This is a genomic window from Aliidongia dinghuensis (assembly GCF_014643535.1).
Classification (GTDB): domain Bacteria; phylum Pseudomonadota; class Alphaproteobacteria; order ATCC43930; family CGMCC-115725; genus Aliidongia; species Aliidongia dinghuensis.
In genome coordinates this window covers 73,917-93,294 of record NZ_BMJQ01000012.1, presented here as the reverse complement: position 1 = coordinate 93,294, position 19,378 = coordinate 73,917, and the positions used below count along the sequence as shown (strand labels likewise).

20 protein-coding genes are annotated in these 19,378 nt (G+C 67.5%); 10 read left to right on the top strand and 10 right to left on the bottom strand.

All coding sequences use genetic code 11. The features are described from left to right. Positions 1–645, bottom strand: coding sequence for an FMN-dependent NADH-azoreductase (locus tag IEY58_RS21985; protein ID WP_189049789.1), 645 nt, complete (start codon positions 643–645; stop codon positions 1–3). Between the two features lie 104 nt (positions 646–749). Here IEY58_RS21985 and IEY58_RS34435 point away from each other — a divergent pair, with 104 nt between their 5' ends. Together IEY58_RS34435 and IEY58_RS21975 are read left to right on the top strand one after the other, a co-directional pair. Then, on the top strand, positions 750–1,598 hold the full coding sequence (locus tag IEY58_RS34435; RefSeq protein ID WP_189049787.1) for a LysR substrate-binding domain-containing protein: 849 nt from the start codon (positions 750–752) through the stop codon (positions 1,596–1,598). Positions 1,599–1,687: 89 nt separating this feature from the next. Then, positions 1,688–2,830 carry a glycosyltransferase family protein gene (locus IEY58_RS21975; RefSeq protein WP_189049785.1) on the top strand — a complete coding sequence of 381 codons (1,143 nt, stop codon included), beginning with the start codon at positions 1,688–1,690 and terminating at the stop codon, positions 2,828–2,830. Here the strand turns inward: IEY58_RS21975 and IEY58_RS21970 are convergent. Further along, positions 2,827–3,735, bottom strand: coding sequence for a LysR substrate-binding domain-containing protein (locus IEY58_RS21970; protein ID WP_189049782.1), 909 nt, complete (start codon positions 3,733–3,735; stop codon positions 2,827–2,829). The genes IEY58_RS21975 and IEY58_RS21970 overlap by 4 nt on opposite strands. An 86-nt stretch (positions 3,736–3,821) precedes the next feature. Between IEY58_RS21970 and IEY58_RS21965 the strand changes: the two genes are divergently transcribed. After that, a complete protein-coding gene (locus tag IEY58_RS21965; protein ID WP_189049780.1) occupies positions 3,822–4,076 on the top strand; it encodes a hypothetical protein in 255 nt (84 codons plus the stop codon). Positions 4,077–4,108: 32 nt separating this feature from the next. Here IEY58_RS21965 and IEY58_RS21960 read toward each other — a convergent pair whose 3' ends face one another. Then, the gene (locus IEY58_RS21960; protein ID WP_189049778.1) at positions 4,109–4,924 is read right to left on the bottom strand and encodes a methyltransferase domain-containing protein; all 816 of its coding nucleotides are present in this window, start codon (positions 4,922–4,924) and stop codon (positions 4,109–4,111) included. A 185-nt stretch (positions 4,925–5,109) separates the two neighbouring features. Here IEY58_RS21960 and IEY58_RS21955 point away from each other — a divergent pair, with 185 nt between their 5' ends. The 4 genes from IEY58_RS21955 to IEY58_RS21940 all read left to right on the top strand — a co-directional run bounded on the left by IEY58_RS21955 (position 5,110) and on the right by IEY58_RS21940 (position 9,036). Next, positions 5,110–6,633 carry a YifB family Mg chelatase-like AAA ATPase gene (locus tag IEY58_RS21955; RefSeq protein ID WP_189049776.1) on the top strand — a complete coding sequence of 508 codons (1,524 nt, stop codon included), beginning with the start codon at positions 5,110–5,112 and terminating at the stop codon, positions 6,631–6,633. Between the two features lie 195 nt (positions 6,634–6,828). Further along, positions 6,829–7,761: a hypothetical protein gene (locus tag IEY58_RS21950; RefSeq protein WP_189049774.1), complete on the top strand. Its 933-nt coding sequence runs from the start codon at positions 6,829–6,831 to the stop codon at positions 7,759–7,761. 167 nt (positions 7,762–7,928) lie between these two features. Next, on the top strand, positions 7,929–8,825 hold the full coding sequence (locus tag IEY58_RS21945) for an SDH family Clp fold serine proteinase (protein WP_229743873.1): 897 nt from the start codon (positions 7,929–7,931) through the stop codon (positions 8,823–8,825). 10 nt (positions 8,826–8,835) lie between these two features. Continuing rightward, positions 8,836–9,036 carry a hypothetical protein gene (locus tag IEY58_RS21940; protein ID WP_189049771.1) on the top strand — a complete coding sequence of 67 codons (201 nt, stop codon included), beginning with the start codon at positions 8,836–8,838 and terminating at the stop codon, positions 9,034–9,036. A gap of 287 nt (positions 9,037–9,323) precedes the next feature. Here IEY58_RS21940 and IEY58_RS21935 read toward each other — a convergent pair whose 3' ends face one another. From IEY58_RS21935 to IEY58_RS21915, 5 genes are all read right to left on the bottom strand, one after another. Further along, positions 9,324–9,983 carry a TetR/AcrR family transcriptional regulator gene (locus IEY58_RS21935; protein WP_189049769.1) on the bottom strand — a complete coding sequence of 220 codons (660 nt, stop codon included), beginning with the start codon at positions 9,981–9,983 and terminating at the stop codon, positions 9,324–9,326. A 104-nt stretch (positions 9,984–10,087) separates the two neighbouring features. Next, a complete protein-coding gene (locus IEY58_RS21930; protein ID WP_189049767.1) occupies positions 10,088–10,549 on the bottom strand; it encodes a MarR family winged helix-turn-helix transcriptional regulator in 462 nt (153 codons plus the stop codon). Positions 10,550–10,939: 390 nt separating this feature from the next. Continuing rightward, positions 10,940–11,119: a hypothetical protein gene (locus IEY58_RS21925; protein WP_189049765.1), complete on the bottom strand. Its 180-nt coding sequence runs from the start codon at positions 11,117–11,119 to the stop codon at positions 10,940–10,942. A 92-nt stretch (positions 11,120–11,211) separates the two neighbouring features. Then, entirely contained in the window at positions 11,212–12,570 is a 1,359-nt protein-coding gene (locus IEY58_RS21920; RefSeq protein ID WP_189049763.1) for a sensor histidine kinase, read from the bottom strand. Then, positions 12,560–13,987 (bottom strand): sigma-54-dependent transcriptional regulator, encoded by a 1,428-nt coding sequence (locus IEY58_RS21915; protein WP_189049761.1) that lies wholly within the window; start codon positions 13,985–13,987, stop codon positions 12,560–12,562. The genes IEY58_RS21920 and IEY58_RS21915 overlap by 11 nt, the downstream gene beginning before the upstream one ends. Positions 13,988–14,105: 118 nt before the next feature. Between IEY58_RS21915 and IEY58_RS21910 the strand changes: the two genes are divergently transcribed. From IEY58_RS21910 to IEY58_RS21900, 3 genes are read left to right on the top strand one after another with little or no spacing between them, the layout of a single operon-like run. After that, positions 14,106–15,407: an efflux RND transporter periplasmic adaptor subunit gene (locus IEY58_RS21910; RefSeq protein WP_189049759.1), complete on the top strand. Its 1,302-nt coding sequence runs from the start codon at positions 14,106–14,108 to the stop codon at positions 15,405–15,407. A 41-nt stretch (positions 15,408–15,448) separates the two neighbouring features. Beyond that, positions 15,449–16,129, top strand: a complete 681-nt coding sequence (locus IEY58_RS21905; RefSeq protein ID WP_189049757.1) for an ABC transporter ATP-binding protein — start codon at positions 15,449–15,451, stop codon at positions 16,127–16,129. A gap of 34 nt (positions 16,130–16,163) precedes the next feature. Further along, positions 16,164–18,641, top strand: coding sequence for an ABC transporter permease (locus tag IEY58_RS21900; RefSeq protein WP_189049755.1), 2,478 nt, complete (start codon positions 16,164–16,166; stop codon positions 18,639–18,641). Here the strand turns inward: IEY58_RS21900 and IEY58_RS21895 are convergent, their stop codons facing one another. Together IEY58_RS21895 and IEY58_RS21890 are read right to left on the bottom strand one after the other, a co-directional pair. Then, positions 18,642–19,007 carry a histidine triad nucleotide-binding protein gene (locus IEY58_RS21895; protein WP_189049753.1) on the bottom strand — a complete coding sequence of 122 codons (366 nt, stop codon included), beginning with the start codon at positions 19,005–19,007 and terminating at the stop codon, positions 18,642–18,644. 44 nt (positions 19,008–19,051) lie between these two features. Continuing rightward, entirely contained in the window at positions 19,052–19,369 is a 318-nt protein-coding gene (locus tag IEY58_RS21890) for a phosphoribosyl-ATP diphosphatase (protein WP_189049752.1), read from the bottom strand. Between the last annotated feature and the right edge of the window lie 9 nt (positions 19,370–19,378).

Sequence of the window (19,378 nt, the reverse complement as noted above, 5' to 3'; positions counted from 1 at the left end):
CTACGATCGCGCCCGCAACCGCTCGACCGCCTCGATCGCCGATGCCCGGGCGGCCGCGCGGGAGTCGCCATCGATCTCAGGGCCGAACAGCGTCTTTTCCACGATCACCGTCTCGATCGCCGTGATGCCGATGAAGCGGAGCCACGTCTCGAGATACGGCTTCTGGAAATCATAGGATCCGGCGGGCGTGTCGCTGGCCGGGCTATAATCGAGGCCCCGCGCGCAGATCACGAGCGCCTTGCGCCCGGCGAGCAGGCCGCCGAAGCCCTCCGCGTCGAAGCTGAACAGCACGTCCTTCTGCGACACCACATCGATCAGGTGCTTCAGCTTGTAGGGGATGGAGAAATTCCAGAGCGGCACCGCCAGAACGAGCGCATCGGCGGCGTGAAAGCGCGTCGCCAGCCGCCGGATCCCCCGCCATGCGGCCTCCTGCTCGGGCGAGAGCGGCACGCCGGATAGCCCGGCATATTTCGCCTCCATCACAGGCCCGTCGAATTCGGGCAACGCCGTCGACCAGACATCGAGCACGTCGATCTCGACGCTCGGGTCGGCCGCACGCCACGCGGCCAAGGCGGCTGCCGCCACGTCGATCGAGGCACTCCGCCGTTTGCGCGGCGACGCCTCGATATAGAGGATCTTGGTCATCTGAAGCTTCTCTGCCGGTTCATGCTGCCGGACAGCGAAGCACATGCATTTCAGAATAAAAAATGATATATCTCTGCTCAATTCAGTGCGAAATGAGATAAGCTATGTTCGACGCCACCTTGCTCCGCTCCTTCCAGGTCGTGGCCCAGGAGGCGAGCTTCACCCGCGCCGCCGAACGGCTTCATCTGACGCAATCGGCCGTGAGCGGCCACGTCCGCCGGCTCGAGGAGCAGGTCGGCAAGCCGCTGCTCGCGCGCAGCACCCGCTCGGTCGCGCTGACGGTTGAGGGCGAGGTGCTCCTGGGCTATGCCCGGGCCATCCTCCGGCTCAACGAGGATGCGCGGATCAGGCTCGCCGGCACCGCGCCGAGCACCCATGTCCGGATCGGCGCGTCGGACGACTTCATGAGCAGCTGGCTGCCGGAGGTGCTGCAGCAGTTTCGCAGCGCCCGTCCCGGCCTGTCGCTGGAGATCCGGATCGCCAATACCGGCGTGCTGACCCAGGCGATGGATCGCGGCGAGCTGGATCTCGTCGTCGGCAGCCGCTGTCATGGCGAGCGGACCGGCCAATTGCTGTGGCGGGAGCCGCTCGTCTGGGCCTATGCCCGCGGCCGGCTGCCGGAGGCGCAGGCCCCGTTGCCGCTGGCGCTGTTTCCCGAGCCTTGCCCCTATCGCGACGCGGCGCTCGCGGCATTGGCGGCCGCCGGCCGGCCGTGGCACATCGCTGTCGTCAGCCCCAGCGTCGGCAGCCTGAAGACGGCCGCCGCCGCCGGCTTCGCCGTCTCGCCGCTGAACCGCAGCCTGGTCACGGCGTCACTGCAGCCGCTCGCCGATGACGCCGGCCTGCCGCCGCTGCCCGAGGTCGAGTTCGTCGTGCTGTCGCGCCGGCACGACGGCTCGCGGGAAATCGCCGAGATCGAAGCGGAGATCGTGCGCGCGGCGCGCCTGTTCTGAGTATCGCTTCCTCTGGGGGGCATATCGGCACCGAGCCGCGAGTCGAGCCATGCTAGGTTGGCCGAAACGGCAACCCCGGCGAGCCTCGCATGCGCTTCATTCTCTTCCGCGGCACCAGCCTCTACGGCAGCGTCGACCGCATGCTGGACAATCTGGCCGTGGCCTTTGCGGCTCAAGGCGACGCGGCGCAGATCATCGACGCGACCGCGCCCGACTATGCCGCCACGCTCGAGCGCACGGTCGCCGAGGCACCGGTCGACGCGTTCGTGGGCTTCACCGGCATCGGGCTCGACCTGCGCGCCGAGGGCAATCTCTACAACGCGTTGGGCAAACCGCTGGTCTCGATCTATCTCGACCCGCTGCTGCTCTATTGGAACCAGATCGTGACGCCGATCCGGCGTCGCCTCATCTTCACGACCGCGCCGGACGACGTCGACTATTGGCGCGGCACGCTCGGCGTGCCCGTGCCGATCCGGCACCTGCCCCATGCCGCGAGCCCACTCGGCGTACCGCCTTTGCCCTGGACCGAGCGCGACATCGACCTGCTGCATGCCGGCACGGCGCCCGCAGACCCGGCGGCATTGCGCCAGGCCTGGGCCCAGCACGGGCCGAAGGTCGAGGCGCGGCTCAACGCCATGCTCGATGCCCACGATGCCGAGCCGTTCACGCCACTGCCGGCGCTCATCGCGCGGATCGGTCATCCCGTCGCGGCGCTGGCCTCGCCCGATTCGCTCTACCCCTATTTCCAGACGCTCGACCAGTATCTGCGCGCCCGCGTGCGCTGGCGCATGGTCCTGCCGCTGCTCCAGCGGCCGTTGACGCTGGTCGGGCCCGGCTGGGAGCCGGTGCTGGCCGCCTCCTCCGGGCCGGTCCGCGCTCATCTTCTCGGCGCTAAGACCGCGGGCGAAGTGGCCGATCTGATGGCGCGGGCGAAGATCGTGGTCAACAGCTGCACGCCCTATCACGGCAGCCACGAGCGGCTGTTCCAGGCCATGGCGGCCGGCGCCGTGGCGCTCAGCAGCCCGACCGCCTGGCTTGAAGCCGCGGCCCCAGCGGGCGCGCTGGCACGCACCCGACCGGATCAGGCGGACGTCGCGGCGCTGGCCGACCGCCTGCTGGACGACGCGGTTGAGGCGCAAGCCATGGCCGACGCCGGGCGCGGCTGGTTCGAGGGCGCCCATACCTGGGCCCACCGCGCCGCCGCGATCCGCGACGCGGTGGCGGCGCTTTAGGACCAGAACGGCGGCAGGCGGCCGGCCACGTCGCGCACGATCTTGAGGAATGCCAAGACCGTCGGAGACCGTTCCTCGCCGCGGCAGACGACGCGCATCGGGATGCTGGGTGCCGGCGCCGCCACGGGCACGAAGCGGACGCCGAAGCGCGGCACATGGCGGAAGCCCGCCGCGGTAAGGGCGACACCCATGCCGGCCGCGACCAGGCCCAGCGCCGACTCGACATATTGCGACTCGACCGCGATCTTGGGCTCGATGCCGCCGGCGCGCAGCTGCGACAGGATGAAGTCGCCGCCGATCACCTGGCGCGCGGTCCGGCCGCCGTAGAGCACGAAGGGCTCGTCGGCGAGCTCGGCGATGGCGACGCTGTCGCGCGTCGCCATCGGGTGATCGACCGGCATGGCGATGACCATCGGCTCCTCGTAGAGCGTCTCCTCGATCAGGCCGTCATGGCCGAGCACCGGCCGGACGAAGCCGACATGGATGCGGCGATCCAACAGCGCGTCGGCCTGATCGGTGACCAGCATCTCGAACAGCAGCACCTCGACGCCCGGATGCTCGGCGTGGAAGCGCCTCAGCACCTGCGGCAGCAGGAGCGCCATGGCTGAGCCGACATAGCCGATGCCGATCCAGCCGACATCGCCACGCGCGATCCGGCGCGTGCCGACGATCGCCTGGTCGAGCTTTGCCAGGAGCTCCAGCGCCTCGGTCTTGAAGAAGCGCCCGGCCTCGGTCAGGCGCAGCGGCCGGCTGCCGCGCTCGAACAGCTGCAGGCCGAGCTCGTCCTCGAGCTGACGGATCTGCTGGCTCAAGGGCGGCTGCGCGATATGCAGGCGCAGCGCCGCCCGGCTGAAGTTCAGCTCCTCCGCGACCGCCAGGAAATAGCGGAGATGGCGCAGTTCCATCAGATGTTTTGCCTATAGTTTTCTATTTAATCGATCTTAGACCTATGGACCGCGCGCGCCTACATCTCACGGCAGAGGAGATACCCATGGCCGCCGTGCCGCATTCGATAACCCCATCCGTCGCCATCGCGCCTGCGAGCCTGTTGGCACAGCTCGACAAGTTTCGCCGGCCGGCCGCGAGCCGCGCCCTGTCCCAGTGGCACCTGCCGCGACTGACTCCGGTCGCCGCCGACCCGGCCGAGAGCCGTGCGCTCGCCATCCCGGCCCCGGCCACGCGCGAGCTCGCCGCCGCCTGGCTCGTCGTCTTCGCCATCGCGTTCGCTGGTGTGGTGCTGTTCTAACGAGTCACCCGAAAGAGGGCCGCCGCACCAGGCTATTGCGGCTTTCGTCCCGACACTTGCGTGACGATGTAGCTCAGCGCCGCGCTATCGCGGGCGCCGATCGCCTGCTCGCATTCCATCACCGCGGCATCCAACGCGGCGTCGTTCATCAAGCCGCCGTCGAGGATTCGCGCGCGCAGCGACGTGGCGAACTGGATCGGCAGCCGCATGTGAGGATGGCCGTCCTGCAGCGCTACGACGGCGGCCCGCAGGGTCACGTCCTCGAGGCCGGCCCGGCGCAAGAGGCCGAACATGCGCCGGCCCGCGTCGAGATCGCCGCCGCCTCGCTTGAAGGCGGCAAGGATCGCAGCCTTGAGCGCCTCCCACGCCGGATGTGGTGGATAGAGCGACCAGGACGAGGTGTCGGGCTCCTCGATGCCGATGATGCCGCCGGGCTTCGCAAGCCGCAGCAGCTCGGCCAGCAGCGCATCGTCGCGGCCTACGGGCGCGAAGACGAAGCGCACATGGACGAAATCGAAGGAATTGTCGGGCAGGGCCGAGGCATAGGCGTCCGCCTCGACGATCTCGACATTGGCGAACCCGCTCTCGGCCACATGGGCGCGCGCCGCGGCCAGCTGTACCGCGTCCTGGTCGAGGCCGACGACCGTACCGCGCGGGCCGACCCGGTGCGCGAGCGACCCGAGGATACCCAAGGGACCACAGCCGACATCGAGGCAACGCCAGCCCGGCTGGATACCGATCCGGTCAAGCCACGCCTCGGCCTCAGGCTGCCACACACGCGCCTGCAGGCGCAGCCGCTCAAGCTCAGCGCCGCCGCTGGCCAAGAGATACTCGCGACTTCCGGCCATCGCACCCTCCGTCGGTGACACCGGCAGCGTACCACTTGACCGTGCGCCGGGCATTGCCAATCGGTGGGCCGGACCGACATGACGGCAGGCCAATAGCGCGCAAGCCGCAAAGCCGCTCTGGCGATCCTGCTGGCAGGCCTGTACGCTCGCCCGCAGGTTTAGCCGCAAGGACGTTCGCTCAAGGCATGGTCGCGCGCATTCACACGGTGGCGTTCCAGGGCATCGAGGTGCTGCCGATCGAGGTCCAGGTGCAGATGGCGCCGGGGCTGCCGGCGTTCGTGGTGGTGGGCCTGCCGGACAAGGCGGTTGCCGAATCGCGCGAGCGGGTGCGGGCGGCGCTGAATGCGATCGGGCTGGCATTGCCGCCGAAGCGCATCATCGTCAACCTGTCGCCGGCCGACGTGCAAAAGGAAGGCTCGCACTTCGACTTGGCCATTGCCGCCGGCCTGCTCGTTACCATGGGCGTGCTGCCGGCGGACGAGCTCGACGGCTATGTCACGCTGGGCGAACTGGCGCTCGACGGCTCCTTGACCGCCGTCGCCGGCGCGCTGCCGGCGGCGATGGGCGCCGCGGGGCAGGAGCGGGGCCTGATATGCCCGGCCGCGTGCGGCAGCGAGGCAGCCTGGGCCGGCGGCATCGAGATCCTGGCGCCGGCGAACCTCTTGGCGCTTATCAACCATTTCAAGGGCGCCCAAGTGCTGACACCGCCCAGCCCGCGGCTCGCCGCGGACGGGCCGGCGCCGCCCGACCTCAAGGACATCAAGGGCCAGGAGACGGCGAAGCGCGCGCTGGAGCTGGCCGCGGCCGGTGGGCACAATCTCTTGATGCTGGGCCCGCCTGGCTCCGGCAAGTCGATGCTGGCGGCGCGGCTGCCCGGCCTGCTGCCGCCGCTCGACCCGGCCGAGGCGCTCGAGGTCAGCATGATCCATTCGGTCGCCGGCCTCTTGGGCGACGGCGCGCTGATGCGCCAGCGGCCATTTCGCGACCCGCATCATTCGGCCTCGCTGCCGGCGCTGGTCGGCGGGGGATCGCGCGCCAAGCCCGGCGAGATCTCGCTCGCGCATCTGGGCGTGCTGTTCCTCGACGAACTGCCCGAATTTGCCCGCGCGACGCTCGAATCGCTGCGCCAGCCGCTCGAAAGCGGCCGGGCCGTGGTCGCGCGCGCCAATGCGCATGTCACCTATCCGGCGCGAGTCCAGTTGGTCGCGGCGATGAACCCGTGCCGCTGCGGCCATCTGGACGACCCGGCCCAGGCCTGTGCCCGGGCGCCGCGCTGCGCCCAGGACTACCAGAGCAAGATCTCGGGCCCGCTGTTCGACCGCATCGACCTGCATGTCGAGGTGCCGGCCGTGCGCGCGGTCGACCTGGCCCTGCCGCCGCCGGCCGAGGACAGCGCCACGGTGGCAAAGCGCGTGGCGCGCGCCCGGGCCCGCCAGACCGAGCGCTTCGCCCCTCTTCCGGCCGAGCGGCGCGTCCGCACCAATGCGGAGGCCGACGGCGCGCTGCTGCTCGAGATCGCCGACCCGGATCCGGACGGCAAGCGCCTGCTGGTCGACGCGGCGGAGCGCCTCAAGCTCTCGGCCCGCGCCTACCACCGGGTGCTGCGCGTCGCCCGCACCTTGGCCGACCTCGACAGCAGCGCCGGCGTGCGCCGGGCCCACGTTGCGGAGGCGCTCAGCTACCGTCGATTGAGCTTCAGCCGCGCCTGAGCCGCACCGCCTCCGGTTGTCTTTTCCGCGTTTTTCACGCATCGTCGCTTATATGACGCCGCGATGACCGTTTAGTAACTTGTCGTCAATGTCCGCGCGTCACTGTCCCGGGTCGATGCTACCGGAGGTTTTCCGCCGCATATCCCCGTGGCGACCGCCGACAGCCCCGCGACCCGACGAATCGAGGCGAGCCCGGTGAGACAGAGCGACGGATTCAAGGCGGTGAAGGTGCTGCTGATCGAGCAGGCCATGGGGCGCAGCGTGCTCCGAAGCGCGCTCGGCACGCTTGAGATCACCGACATCGAGGAATGGAACGCGGTCAAGACCGAGCCGCTCGACCTCGCGGCCCTTGCGGACTTCGATCTGATCATTGCGAACATCGACGACGGCGACGAAGCGGCGGCCCAGATGCTGCGCAGCCTGCGCAACGGCACGATCCCCGGCAACCCGTTCGTGCCGGCGATCATCACCTGCGGCAGCTCGCTTGCCGCGACCGTGCGCGCCGCGGTCGACGCCGGCGCCGACGCGGTGGTCCTCAAGCCCTATTCGCTGAAGCAGATCATGGACCCGGTCGCGGCACTCGTCGCCCGGCGCCGGCCGTTCGTCGTGACGGTAGACTATGTCGGGCCGGAACGCCGCACCGGCCAGCGGTCGGGCCAGGCGATCGAGCAGATCGACGTGCCGAACCGGCTCGCCGCCAAGATCAGGAACCTCGATCCCGTGAGCCTGATGACCGCCGAGTCCGAAGCTTGGGCGCTCATCGAGCGGCAGCGGACGCTGCGCATCGCGTTCCAGGCGCTGTTCCTGGTCCGGCTCGCCGCCGCGGCCGGCAGCCTCGGCGCCGGCGCCGCCCGGCGCGACCTCGCCCGCCTGCCGGCGCTGGCCCGCGAGCTTTCGACCCGCATCGACGACCCGGACGAGCTGCCCCTGCTCAAGAGTTTCACCAGCTGGCTCGGCACCTTCCCGAGCCTCGCCGACGACGCCGCCCGGCGCGCCAGCTGCGACGAAGCCGGCCGCGCCCTCGGCACCCTCCTGGCCGCGCTCGGCAGCGGCGAGGCCCCGGCCGAGGCGATCGCCCAAGCGGATGCGGCGGTGTTCAGCTATTGCCAGCGGCTGACGGCGGCGTAGGGACGGGGTTTCAGGGCGATATCTCGCCCGCGCGTTCCTCGCCGAGCCGACGGAGTTTCACGGCATTAGGTAGCACACACACCTCGGGCGAATAGCGCCTTTTCACTCGACCCTGAATTGTGTAATTTCTTTCCCCTGAGCGTAAACGCTCTAGGGAGATGAAGAACATGCCGGATAGCAAATTGGATGACGTCATCGTCCGAAAAATTGACGAAGCCGCGAAGAGATTAGAAAAGAAGTTTTCCGCCAATGTAATGTTTTATATGGGAACTATACATCCAGCATTCATAAAATCAATTAGAGATTTTATTGAGGAGCTAGCGTCTCACCGACGTAGAAAAGATACTCTCGTAATTATGCTTAATACACTTGGCGGTAGCGCGCAAGCCGTCGAAAAAATGGTAGAAATTATTAGATATCACTACAAGACCGTTTATTTCGTCGTACCGGACATGGCGATGTCGGCGGGGACTATTTTATGCATGGCTGGCGATAAGATCTTCATGGACTATTCATCTTCTCTAGGTCCAATAGATCCTCAAGTAATTGTGACAGGAAGTAACGGATCTGAACAATACATACCGGCCCTTGGATTCCTCGACAAAGTGGAAGAACTTATCGGAAAGTCTAAAGATGGAACGATTACACCAGCAGAGTTTGCCATCCTCAAAGATCAGAATCTAGCCTTGTTAAGATCTTATGAGCAGGCAAGAGATTTATCTGTCGAACTACTGAAGAAATGGTTGGTGGCATATAAATTCCAAAACTGGACGAATCATAGGACAGATCCGACAAAGAAGGGACAACCCGTTACTCAACTCGAAAAAGAACAGCGCGCCAAAGAAATAGCTGACAAGCTCGGCAGTAACAAGATTTGGCATTCGCACGGTAGATTTATAGGAATTGGAACCTTGCAGTCGATTTTGCGGCTTGAGATTGACGATTACACAAAAGATATTTCACTAAGAACGTTGATCAGGGTTTACAGCGAGCTGATTACTGACTATATGGATAGGCAGGGAGTGGGTTTCGTGCTCCATAGCCCGCATATACCGCTGGTATAGGAGTAGAAATATGAGCGCTACCAAAGATTTGGAGCAGATCCTGTCTGACAGTGCTCGCTTGGAGGCCATGGAAAGCCAAGTGCGTGAGCATGAGGCTTTCGCATCCAAGATGGCCTCTTTTGGCCTGATGACCGGACAGCGCTACAACGTTGTGCCAGAGGATACAACGCGCGGTCAGTACAAGCGCATTGCAACCATGCTGGTTCGTTAATTCATCAACTTCCACAGCATCCGGTTTTCTGGTCCTTGCGCCGATTGCAACACACGCTTGTTTCGGTAGTGTCGTAGGCAAGCGTGTACGCGTTTGGTCACAGTCTTGAGTAGGCGTTTGCCTGCTGTATTCAGGTCGCACTCGGCTACGACGCGCGGCGTTAGCTCGTCGGTCGTCAGCGGGCGCTTAACGTCTCGGAGAGTCGAGAACGCGGTGCGGTCGGCTCCTTTACGCGTCGTCTAGCCGAACGACCCGGAATTATGTAGCAAACTCACCAACCGTCCCCATCACCCCGCCCGCGCCACCTGCCCGCGGGTCGCCGCTTCCAGCCCATCCTCGAAGAATTCCATAAGCCGCACAAGTCTCGGCCCATAGCGGGCCGGGTCCTGGTCGGCGGCGCGGGTGAGCAGGATCTCGGCGAGGCCGTGCAGCTGGGTCCAGAGGGTCAAGGCCGCGAAGCCCACGATGTCGGCGTCGGCGCCCCAGGGGCGCATGCGCCGGGCGACGGAGGCGGCGAGCGGCGCCAAGGCGCCGTCAACGAGGCTCGCGAGGTCGGCGTGTTTCGCCCGGTCGATCGGCAGGCGGACCATCAGGCGGAAGAGGCCGCGCGCCTCAAGCGCGAAGCCCACATAGGCCTCCGCCAGGCGATGCAGGTCCTCGCCCGGGGCCGACGCCATGAGCGCGCCGGTGAGGCGATCGGTCAGGCGCCCGAAGCCCTCGGCCGCGAGCGCGCGTTCGAGTTCCTCCTTGTCGGCGAAATGATGGTAGGGGGCGGCCTCGGATACGCCGACCGCCTTGGCGACGGCGCGCAGCGACAGGTCGGCGGCGCCATCCTGGTCGAGCCGGTCGAGGGCGGCCGCGATAAGCGCCGTGCGCAGGTCGCCGTGGTGATAGGGGCGCGCGGGTTTGGTCGATTTGGCGGGCTTGCTGGCCTTGCGCCGCGGCATGTCCGGACGGCTCCCTGGAACGCGCTCAGGCCGAGGCGCCAGCGCTTGATCTTAGCGCCGTCAGGCTAGCGTCCTTTTCCGCGCAAATCGAGAAGGAAGAACGTTCAGGTCGCGGCGGGGCTGAGCGCGCCGCGGCGCCGGGCCCCGACCGCTACAGGATGGGCCATCGGCGGCTCCGCCTCGGGGGCGGAGGGCTGGGGTGCCGGCATGCTGGCGAGCAGGTCGCCGCCCATGATGGCCTGGAGGATCTCGACCAGCCGCTGGCCCTTGGGCGTGAGCTTCACCAGCTTGCGGCGCCGCTCACGGGGGTCTTCGTGCGCTTCGACCAGGTCATGACCGGCCTTGCCGAAGGAATGCCATTTGGAGAGGGCTGCGATATTGCGCGACGCGGAGGATTGCGCGATGCCGAGGTGCTGGGCCAATTCGCCCATCGACATGCCTTCGCGCTGGGCGATCGTCAGGAACGACAGTGCGTATTGGATCGGCAGGTCGGGGTCGAGCCGCCGGAATTCTTCCAGGACGCGGACCACCAGGGTGATCTCGTCCGGCTTAGGCGACCCGACCATCAGGAAGCGACCTTGACGCCGAGTGCCACCGACCCGGCGTATAGATAAGGTGCCAACGACCGATCCATATCAGGATCTCCCGCTCCTGGACGTGCCATTCCAGCCATTGCTGCGGCGTCGACCACCGGTCTCGCTCAATGTAGAGCTGACGGCACGTACCAAGCTTGATCAATACAGTCATTTCCAACCCCTTGTTGTCCGATTGCTTTCGGCTTCGTCCCACGCTTCCAGGGTGCCGTCATGGCGAACCCATGGAGGTTGCCGCCGTTGACCAAGACCCCAACTCGGGTGAGTGGGCACACGTAAATGGTCGACATTGCGGTCCTCCTGCGTGGTGAGGGGGTTGAAACGCGGCGGACTATGCACCCGTTCGAGGAACGGGTGCAAGCCTTAAAATAACCTGTTCTGGGGAAGTTTCCGATCTCGGATGGATTCGAGCGACAAAAAGTCTTCGACTTCCCGCAGGTTCAGATCTCGTAGCAGGTGGGGCGAGAGGTGCCGCACCTCGACCACCGGCGGCAGGGCCTGTTGGTCCGTGCCATCAGCGGTCTTGCGCCAGAGACGCAGCATGACGGCTCTCCTTCATATCGTTCCGTGGAAGCGATATATCCGATCTCGGATGCATCTACGCAAGACCAAAGGCGGAAAATTTGCGGGTGTGATCAAAACGTCAGGCGGAATGTGGCGCCCATGCCACATGTCGTGCTTGTGCCACATGTTGTGCTCGGGCCACGGGGGACCGGCTCGACCGAGCCGCCATGGGCGACCATGATCTGGCGCACCAGGCTCAAGCCGATGCCGGAGCCCGCCGGCTTGGTCGTGAAGAACGGCACGAAGATCTGTTCCGCCGCGCCCGGCGGCAGGCCCGGCCCGTTATCCTCGACCGTGACCGCGACCCGGCCGCGCCCATCGAGCGCCGCCGCCAGCGTCACGCGCGGCGCCGGGCAGCCGGCGACCGCCTCGAACGCGTTCTTGACCAGATTGATGAGCGCCTGGTCGATGAGGTCCGGGTCGGCCTCGACCGAGAGGCCCGGCGGCTCGACCGCGACCTCAAAGGCGACACCGGCGCCGGCCGGCGATGCCTGCATCAGTGCCCGCACCCGGCCGAACGCCTCGGTGAGCGGCACGGTGCGGCGCACCGGCTCCGGCGGCTCGGCGAAGCGGCGGTAGCCGTCGACGAAGCGCATCAGGCCGGCGCTGCGCCGGGCGATCGCCGCCATCGCCTCCGCCAGCTCATCGAGCGCCGGCGGCTCGGCATCGGGCAGCGTCTCCCTGAGTTCGGCGACGAGCGCCTCGGCCGTGCCGGCGAGCGAGGCGACCGGCGTCAGCGAGTTCATCATCTCGTGCGCCAGCACGCGCACGAGGTCTGACCAGGCCCTGAGCTCGCTCTGGGCAAGCTCGCCCTCGATGCTGAGCAGGGAGGCGATCGCCTGGGCCCGGCCGCCGGCGATGGTCTGCGACGTCGCGACCAGCACGCGTGCCACGCCACCCGGCAGCGGCACCTGCACCATGCGCCGGCCCGGCGGGGCCGCCAGCGCCGCGGCGAAATCGTGCGACAGCGCCTCGGCCTGGTCGAGCCGGGCGAGATCGACCCCGTCGAAGAAGCGGCGCGCAGCGCGGTTCAAGAGCGTGATGCGGCCATCCTCGGCCAGGGACAAGAGCGGCACCGGCGCGTGCTCGACCTCGGCATTCAGTCGCGCAATCGCCGTCTCGCGCGCCGCATTGCGCTCACCCAGCTTGTCGATCGCGCGGCCGAGCCGGGCGCCCAGGGGGCCGAGCCGGCGCGGCAGCACGGGCATGAGCTCGCCGGCCGCGATCGCCTCCGTCACCTGGGTCAGGTCGCGCCCGATGGCATTGGCATGGCGCGTGAGCTCGGCCAGCGCCGCCGCCAGCAGCACGGCGACGATGAAGGCGGTGGCATAGAACTCCGTCGTAACCAGCAGCAGGCCCAAGAGCGCCGCTGCCCCGGCGACGCCGCCGACGCGCAGCGCCAATCCCAGCGGGTAGCGGCTAAAGCCCATGCTTCTCCATCCGGCGATAGAGCGCCGCGCGCGTCAGGCCGAGCGCCGAGGCGGCGCGGCTGATGTTGCCGGTATGGTCGGCGAGTGCTCGGGCGATGGTGCGCCGCTCGATCGCGTCCAGGTCATAGGGCTCCGCCTCGCCCGGGCTCGCGGCAGCCGCCGGGCTGGCCGCGGCGCCGGCCGTGGGCACCGTCACCGCCGGGAAATCACCAGGCTCGAACCGGTCGCCGGCAGCGAGGATGGTCGCCCGCTCGATCGCGTGCTTCAGCTCGCGCACGTTGCCGGGCCAGCGATAGGATTCGAGCAGCGCCAGCGCCTCGCCCGAGAGCCGCCGGCGCGCGACATTGTATTTGCGCGCATAGATCGCGATGAAATGCTCGGCCAGCGCCGCAATGTCCTCGCGCCGGTCGCGCAGCGGCGACAGGGTCAGCTCGACCGTATTGATGCGATAGAGCAGGTCCTGCCTGAACACCTGCTCGCGCTGCAGCTCGGCCGTCGGCACGTTGGTCGCGGACACGACGCGGATGTCGACCGAGACCGGCCGGTCGCCGCCGACCGGCACCACCTCCTGCCGCTCGAGCACGGTCAGGAGCTTGCGCTGCAGATAGAGCGGCAGGTTGCCGATCTCGTCCAGGAACAGGGTGCCGCCGCTCGCCGCCACGATGCGGCCGGGCCGGTCGTCACGCGCGTCGGTGAAGGCGCCCTTCCGGTGGCCGAACAGTTCGCTCTCGAACAGGTTCTCCGACACGGCGCCCAAGTCGATCGAGACGAACGGGCCATTGGCGCGCGCCGACAGCCGATGGATCTCGCGCGCCACCAGCTCCTTGCCCGTGCCGCTTTCGCCCAGCACCAGCACGTTGGCGTTGGTCGGTGCCGCGCGGCCGATCACCTCGAACACGCGCCGCATCGCGGGTGCCGCTCCGACGATGGTGGCGCCGTCGACCGCCGGCGTCGCCGACAGCGCCTGGTGCCGCAGCCGGAGGTCGTCGGCCTCGCGCCGCGAGCGGGCGAGGCTGACGCCGGCCATGACGGTCGCGACCAGCCGCTCGTTCGCCCAGGGCTTCAGCACGAAATCGCTGGCGCCGCGCTTCATCGCCTCGACCGCGACCGCGACCCCGCCGAACGCGGTCATCAGCACGACCGACGCGGCCGGGTCCGCCGCCCGCAAGCGCTCGAGCCAGGCGAAGCCGTCGGCGCCGTCGGTCTTGCCCTGGGTCAGGTTCATGTCGAGCAGCACCACGTCCCAGCGCTCGGTCTTGAGCCGGTCGGCCAGGCCCTCGGCCGCCCGCGCGATGTCGATCGTGCCGACATGGCGCCGGAGCACCAGCCGCGCCGCGGTCAGGATGTCCGGGTCGTCGTCGATGACGAGGATGCGGGCGTCATTAAGGGCGTTATTAAGGGCGTTCGTGTCCGACATGTCCGATTCCGTACACTCTCTGTCCGTATTCGCACAACCCTGCCATAGCGTCAAACGATCAAGTCATTGAGATTCAAAGATTCTACCTTTTGGCGTGAGCCTTGCTGCTCACCCTCGCATGAAACATGCCGATACGCCCCTTGCCGCCGCCGATGTCGTCTCCGGGATGGACCGCCGGCGGCCGCACCGCCGCTGGCCCAGCAACCGGCTCCTGGCGGGCACCGTCGTCCTGCTGCTGGCAGGCGGCGGCGCCGTATTTCTGCTGGGTCAGGGCACGCGCAGCCTCCGGCTCGATCGCGAGAAGCTCACGATCGGCACCGTGACCCAGGGTGTGTTCCATGACGCGATCCCGGTGCGCGGCGAGGTGGCGGCGCTCGATTCGGTCGTGCTCGACACGACGGAGGCGGGCCGCGTGGAGGAGATCCTGGTCGAGGCCGGCGAGACCGTGACGGCCGGCCAGCCACTCGTGCGGCTCAGCAACACCGACCTGCAGCTCGAGACGATCGCGCGCGAGACGCAGATCATCGAGCAGATCAACAACCAGCGGAACGTGCAGCTGCAGTTCGAGCAAGCGCGCACGAGCGACGCTCATGCGGTCGCCGACGCCGAGTACAACATCACCAACCTCTCGCGCCAGATCCGCCGCCAGTCGCCGCTCACCGCCCACGGCTTCACCGCGCAGGAGACGTTCGACAACCTGACCGACCAGCTCGACTACCAGAAGCGGCTCCGCGACGTGGCGCTCGACGGCCAGAAACGCGACGCGGCGCTTTATGGCGAGGTCGCGGGCCAGGCGACCGAGATCGCGGCCCATCTCGCGGACAACCTGGCGATCGCGAAGAAGCTCCTGGACGGGCTCACCGTGCGCGCGCCGGTCGCAGGCCAGCTGACGGCGCTCGACGTCCGGCTGGGCGAGCAGAAGGCGCGCGGCGAGCGCCTGGGCCGGATCGACCGGCCGACCGGCTTCAAGGTCGTGGCCGAGGTCGACGAGTTCTATCTGTCGCGCGTCCATGCCGGCCAGGCGGTCTCACTCACCCGCAACGGCCGCAAGATCCCGCTCACCATCACCAAGGTGTTCCCACAGGTGAAGAACGGCCGGTTCGAGATCTGGCTGGGTTTTGCCGAGGGCGCCGCGCCGCAGGACCTCCGGCCGGGCGAGGCGTTGCAGGGCAGCCTGCAGCTGGGCGACGACCAGCCGGCGCTGGTCCTGCCGATCGGCCCATTCATGGAGACGACCGGCGGCCGCTGGGCCTTCGTGCTCGACGCCGACGGGACCACGGCCCAACGCCGGCCAATCAGCACCGGCCGGCGCAACGGCACCGAGATCGAGGTGCTGGGTGGGCTCAAGCCCGGCGACAAGATCATCCTGTCCGACTATGCCGATCTCGACCGGATCGACCAGATCCGCATCACGCGCTGACGCGCCTTTCCCGCCCCTTCCGCCCGCAAGGACCATCGCCCATGCTGAAGCTCGCGCAACTGTCGAAGACCTATCTCGCCGACGAGATTGAGACGCTGGCGCTCCGGGAGATCTCGCTCGAGATCGGTCAAGGCGAGTTCCTGGCCATCATGGGCCCGTCGGGCTGCGGCAAGTCGACCCTGCTCAACATCCTGGGCCTGCTCGACAGCCCATCAGGCGGTGAATTCTGGTTCCTCGATCAGGAGGTCTCGCGCTGGCCCGAGCGCAAGCTGACCCTGCTCCGGCGCCAGACGATCGGCTTCGTGTTCCAGAGCTTCAACCTGATCGACGATCTCTCGGTCGCCGAGAATGTCGAGCTGGCCTTGCTCTATCAGGGTGTGGCACCGGCCGAACGCAAGCGGCGCGTGGCCGAGGCGCTCGAGCGGGTCAATGTCGCGCACCGGGCGAGCCACCGGCCGAAACAGCTCTCGGGCGGCCAGCAGCAGCGCGTCGCCGTCGCCCGCGCACTCGTCGGCCGGCCCAGGCTGATCCTGGCCGACGAGCCGACCGGCAATCTCGACACGGCGAACGGCGACCAGGTCATGGGCCTCTTGACCGAGGTCGCCACCGCCGGCACGACCGTCGTCATGGTCACCCACTCGCCGTCGCACGCGGCCTACGCCCAGCGCCAGGTCCATATGCTCGACGGCCAGATCGTCGCCGCGACACTGCTCGCCGCCTGACCCCCAAGAGCCGCCTGACTCACAGAGAGGCCCCATGTTCGGCAATTATCTCTCGGCCGCCCTCGGCAACCTGGTCCGCAACAAGCTGCATGCGGCGATCAACCTGTTCGGCCTGGCCCTGGGCCTCGCGACCGCAATCCTGATCGGGCTCTATGTGCGCGACGAGGTGACGTTCGAGCGCTTCCTGCCGGACTACGAGCAGGTCTATCGCATGCAGTCGGTCGATACCGACACGGATGGACGGACCATGACCTTCGCCAGCACGCCGCATGGGCTGGCAGCATTGCTGCGCGAGAGTTTTCCGGAATTGGCCGAAGTGACGCGCGTCATGGGCGGCACGTACGGCGTCCGTCATGACCAGATCGAAGCGACCGAGTCCATGCAGTCGGCCGACCCCAACTTCTTCAAGGTACTGGGCTTCAAGCTGATCAAGGGCACGCCTGACACCGCGCTCGCCACGCCGGATTCGATCGCGTTGTCGCGCGCGATGGCGCTCAAGTATTTCGGCACCGAGGATTGCCTGGGCCAGACCTTGGAGCTCGACCACTCGATCACGGTCAGGGTCGGCGCCGTGTTCGAGGACCTGCCGTCCAACACCCAGCTTCACGGTCTTCAGGCCTTCCTGTCGAGCCTCGTGCCGGTGAGCACGCTCGCCAAGGCCGACAAGCTGCCGCCGCCGCTGCCCGGCGAATACAATACCGACAGCAACATTTACGTCCGCCTGAAGCCCGGGGCGTCGATTGCCACGGTCGACGCGCGGCTGCCGGCCTTCATTGATGCCCATTATCCCCAGGACCAGTCCGGAGCGCCGCCGCGCAGCGGCTTCCTGGAGCCGATCGCGTCCATCCACCTGCACGGCCGCGAGCTTGGCGACTACAACAACTCGAGCGATCTCGCCACCGTCTATGCCATCTCGGCTACGGGCGTGCTGGTGCTGGTCGTCGCCGGCATCAATTTCGTCAATCTGGTGACGGCACGCGCCACGCGCCGGGCGCTCGAGGTCGGCGTGCGCAAGGCGGCCGGCGCCACGCGCCGCCAGTTGATCGGCCAGTTCATGGGGGAATCGGTGGCCTACGCGCTGGCCGCCCTCGTCCTGGCTGCGGCCCTGGTCGAGCTGGCGCTGCCGGGCTTTAACGGCTTCCTCGACCGCACCATCACCTTCGCGTATTGGCGCGACCCGCTGCTGTTCGTGGGCCTGCCGCTGCTGGCAATCGCGATCGGCCTCATCGCCGGCTTCTACCCGGCGCTCGTGCTGTCGAGCTTCCGCCCAGCCACCGTGCTCAAAGGGGCCGCGGCCGCCCAGGGTTCCGGCACGCTGCGTCAGGTCTTGGTCGTGCTGCAATACGCCATCTCGATCACGCTCCTGATCGCGACGGCCATCATCTATCGCCAGACGGAATTCGCGACCAGCGACAGCCTCCATTTCGACAAGAACCTGATCGTCGCCGTGTCGCTGGACGGGATTCCCGGCCGGGCGAGCCCCGACGGGCTCTTCTCCCATGACCAGGCGACGGTCGGGCGCATGCGCGACCGGTTCGCCGCACTGCCGGGGGTCAAGGCAGTCGCTGACTCCTGGGTCATCCCGGATGCCCATTCCATGTCGTCTACCACCTGGCACCTGAATGGCGATCCGGCCGGACGGGCGATCATCGCCGGACGCGTGACGCAGGGCTTCGGCTTCTTCGAGCTCTACGGCATCAAGCCGATCACCGGCCGCAGCTTCGGCCGCGACCATGGCGACGATGCGACGCCCGAGCAAGCCGGGGTCGAAGGCACGGCCGTCCTCAATATGTCCGCGGTCAAGCTGTTCGGCTTCGCCTCGCCTGAGAAGGCGATCGGCCAGGAGTTGGCCATGGATATCGAGGGCAACAACGGATCCCAGCCGCGCCGCATTGTCGGCGTCGTGCCGGACTTCCCGCTCTCGACGATCCGGGCGCCGATCCGGCCGAGCGTGTTCCTGGTCGAGCCCGACTGGTCCAACTATCTCAACATCAAGCTGACCGGCGATCGCGTGCCCGAGACCCTGGCCGCGATCGACCGGATCTGGCAGGAGATGGTCACGACCCGGCCGATCCAGCGCCAATTCGTCGACGACCGGATCGAGAAGCTCTATCGCGACGTGACGCGCCAGGGTCAGGTCTTCGCCGGCTTCGCGCTCGTCGCCGTGCTGATCGCCTGCCTTGGGCTCTTCGGCCTCGCCGCCTTCACCGCCGAGCGGCGCACCAAGGAGATCGGCATCCGCAAGGCCATGGGTGCCTCGACCACGGACATCCTGAAGCTGTTGATCTGGGAGTTCGCCAAGCCGGTGCTGCTGGCGAACGCGATTGCCTGGCCGCTCGCCTATCTCGTCATGACCCGTTGGCTCGACGGTTTCGCCTATCGGATCAGCCTGAACCCGCTCGTGTTCCTGGGCTCAGCCGCGGTGGCGCTCGCGATCGCCAGCGGCACCACGCTCTATCACGCGCTGCAGGTGGCACGGCGCCGGCCGGTGCTGGCGCTGCGCTACGAGTAGCTACTCGGCCTTGGGGACCATGCGGCCCAGGGGTCGGCCGCCGAAGATATGCAGGTGGAAATGCGGCACCTCCTGGTGCCCGTCACGGCCCATGTTCGAGAGCACGCGATAGCCGGGCTGGTCGAGCCCGGCGTCGCGCGCGATCTGGCCCGCGGCCCGCACGAAGGCGGCGATCTCCTCGGCCGAGGCCTTGGCCGAGAAATCGTCGAACGACACATAGGCGCCCTTGGGGATCACCAGGATATGGGTCGGCGTCTGCGGATTGATGTCGTGGAACGCCAGCACATGGGCGTCCTCATACACCTTCTTGCACGGGATCTCGCCGCGCAGGATGCGGGCAAACACGTTCGACGGATCATAGGACAAGGCAAAGATCCTTTTGCTATTAAGATCGTCTCAGGCGGGCTTCGTCAGGAAGGCGGGCGCGAGGCCTTTTCCGCGAGGCCGCTCACCCCTTCGCGCCGGGCGAGCTCGGCCCAGACCTCGTCCGGCGTGATGCCGGCCTCGGCCCAGCAGACCATCAGGTGATAAAGCAGGTCGGCGCTCTCGCCGACGAGTGCCTGCTTGTCGCCGCGCATCAGCTCGATCACGGCCTCGACCGCCTCTTCGCCCAGTTTCTGCGCAATCTTGGGCCGGCCGCGCTCAAACAGCTTCGCGGTATAGGATTGGGTCGGATCGCCGCCGCGCGAGGCCTGGACCTTGGCGTAGAGCTTGTCGAGCGGCCCCATCAGCGCCCC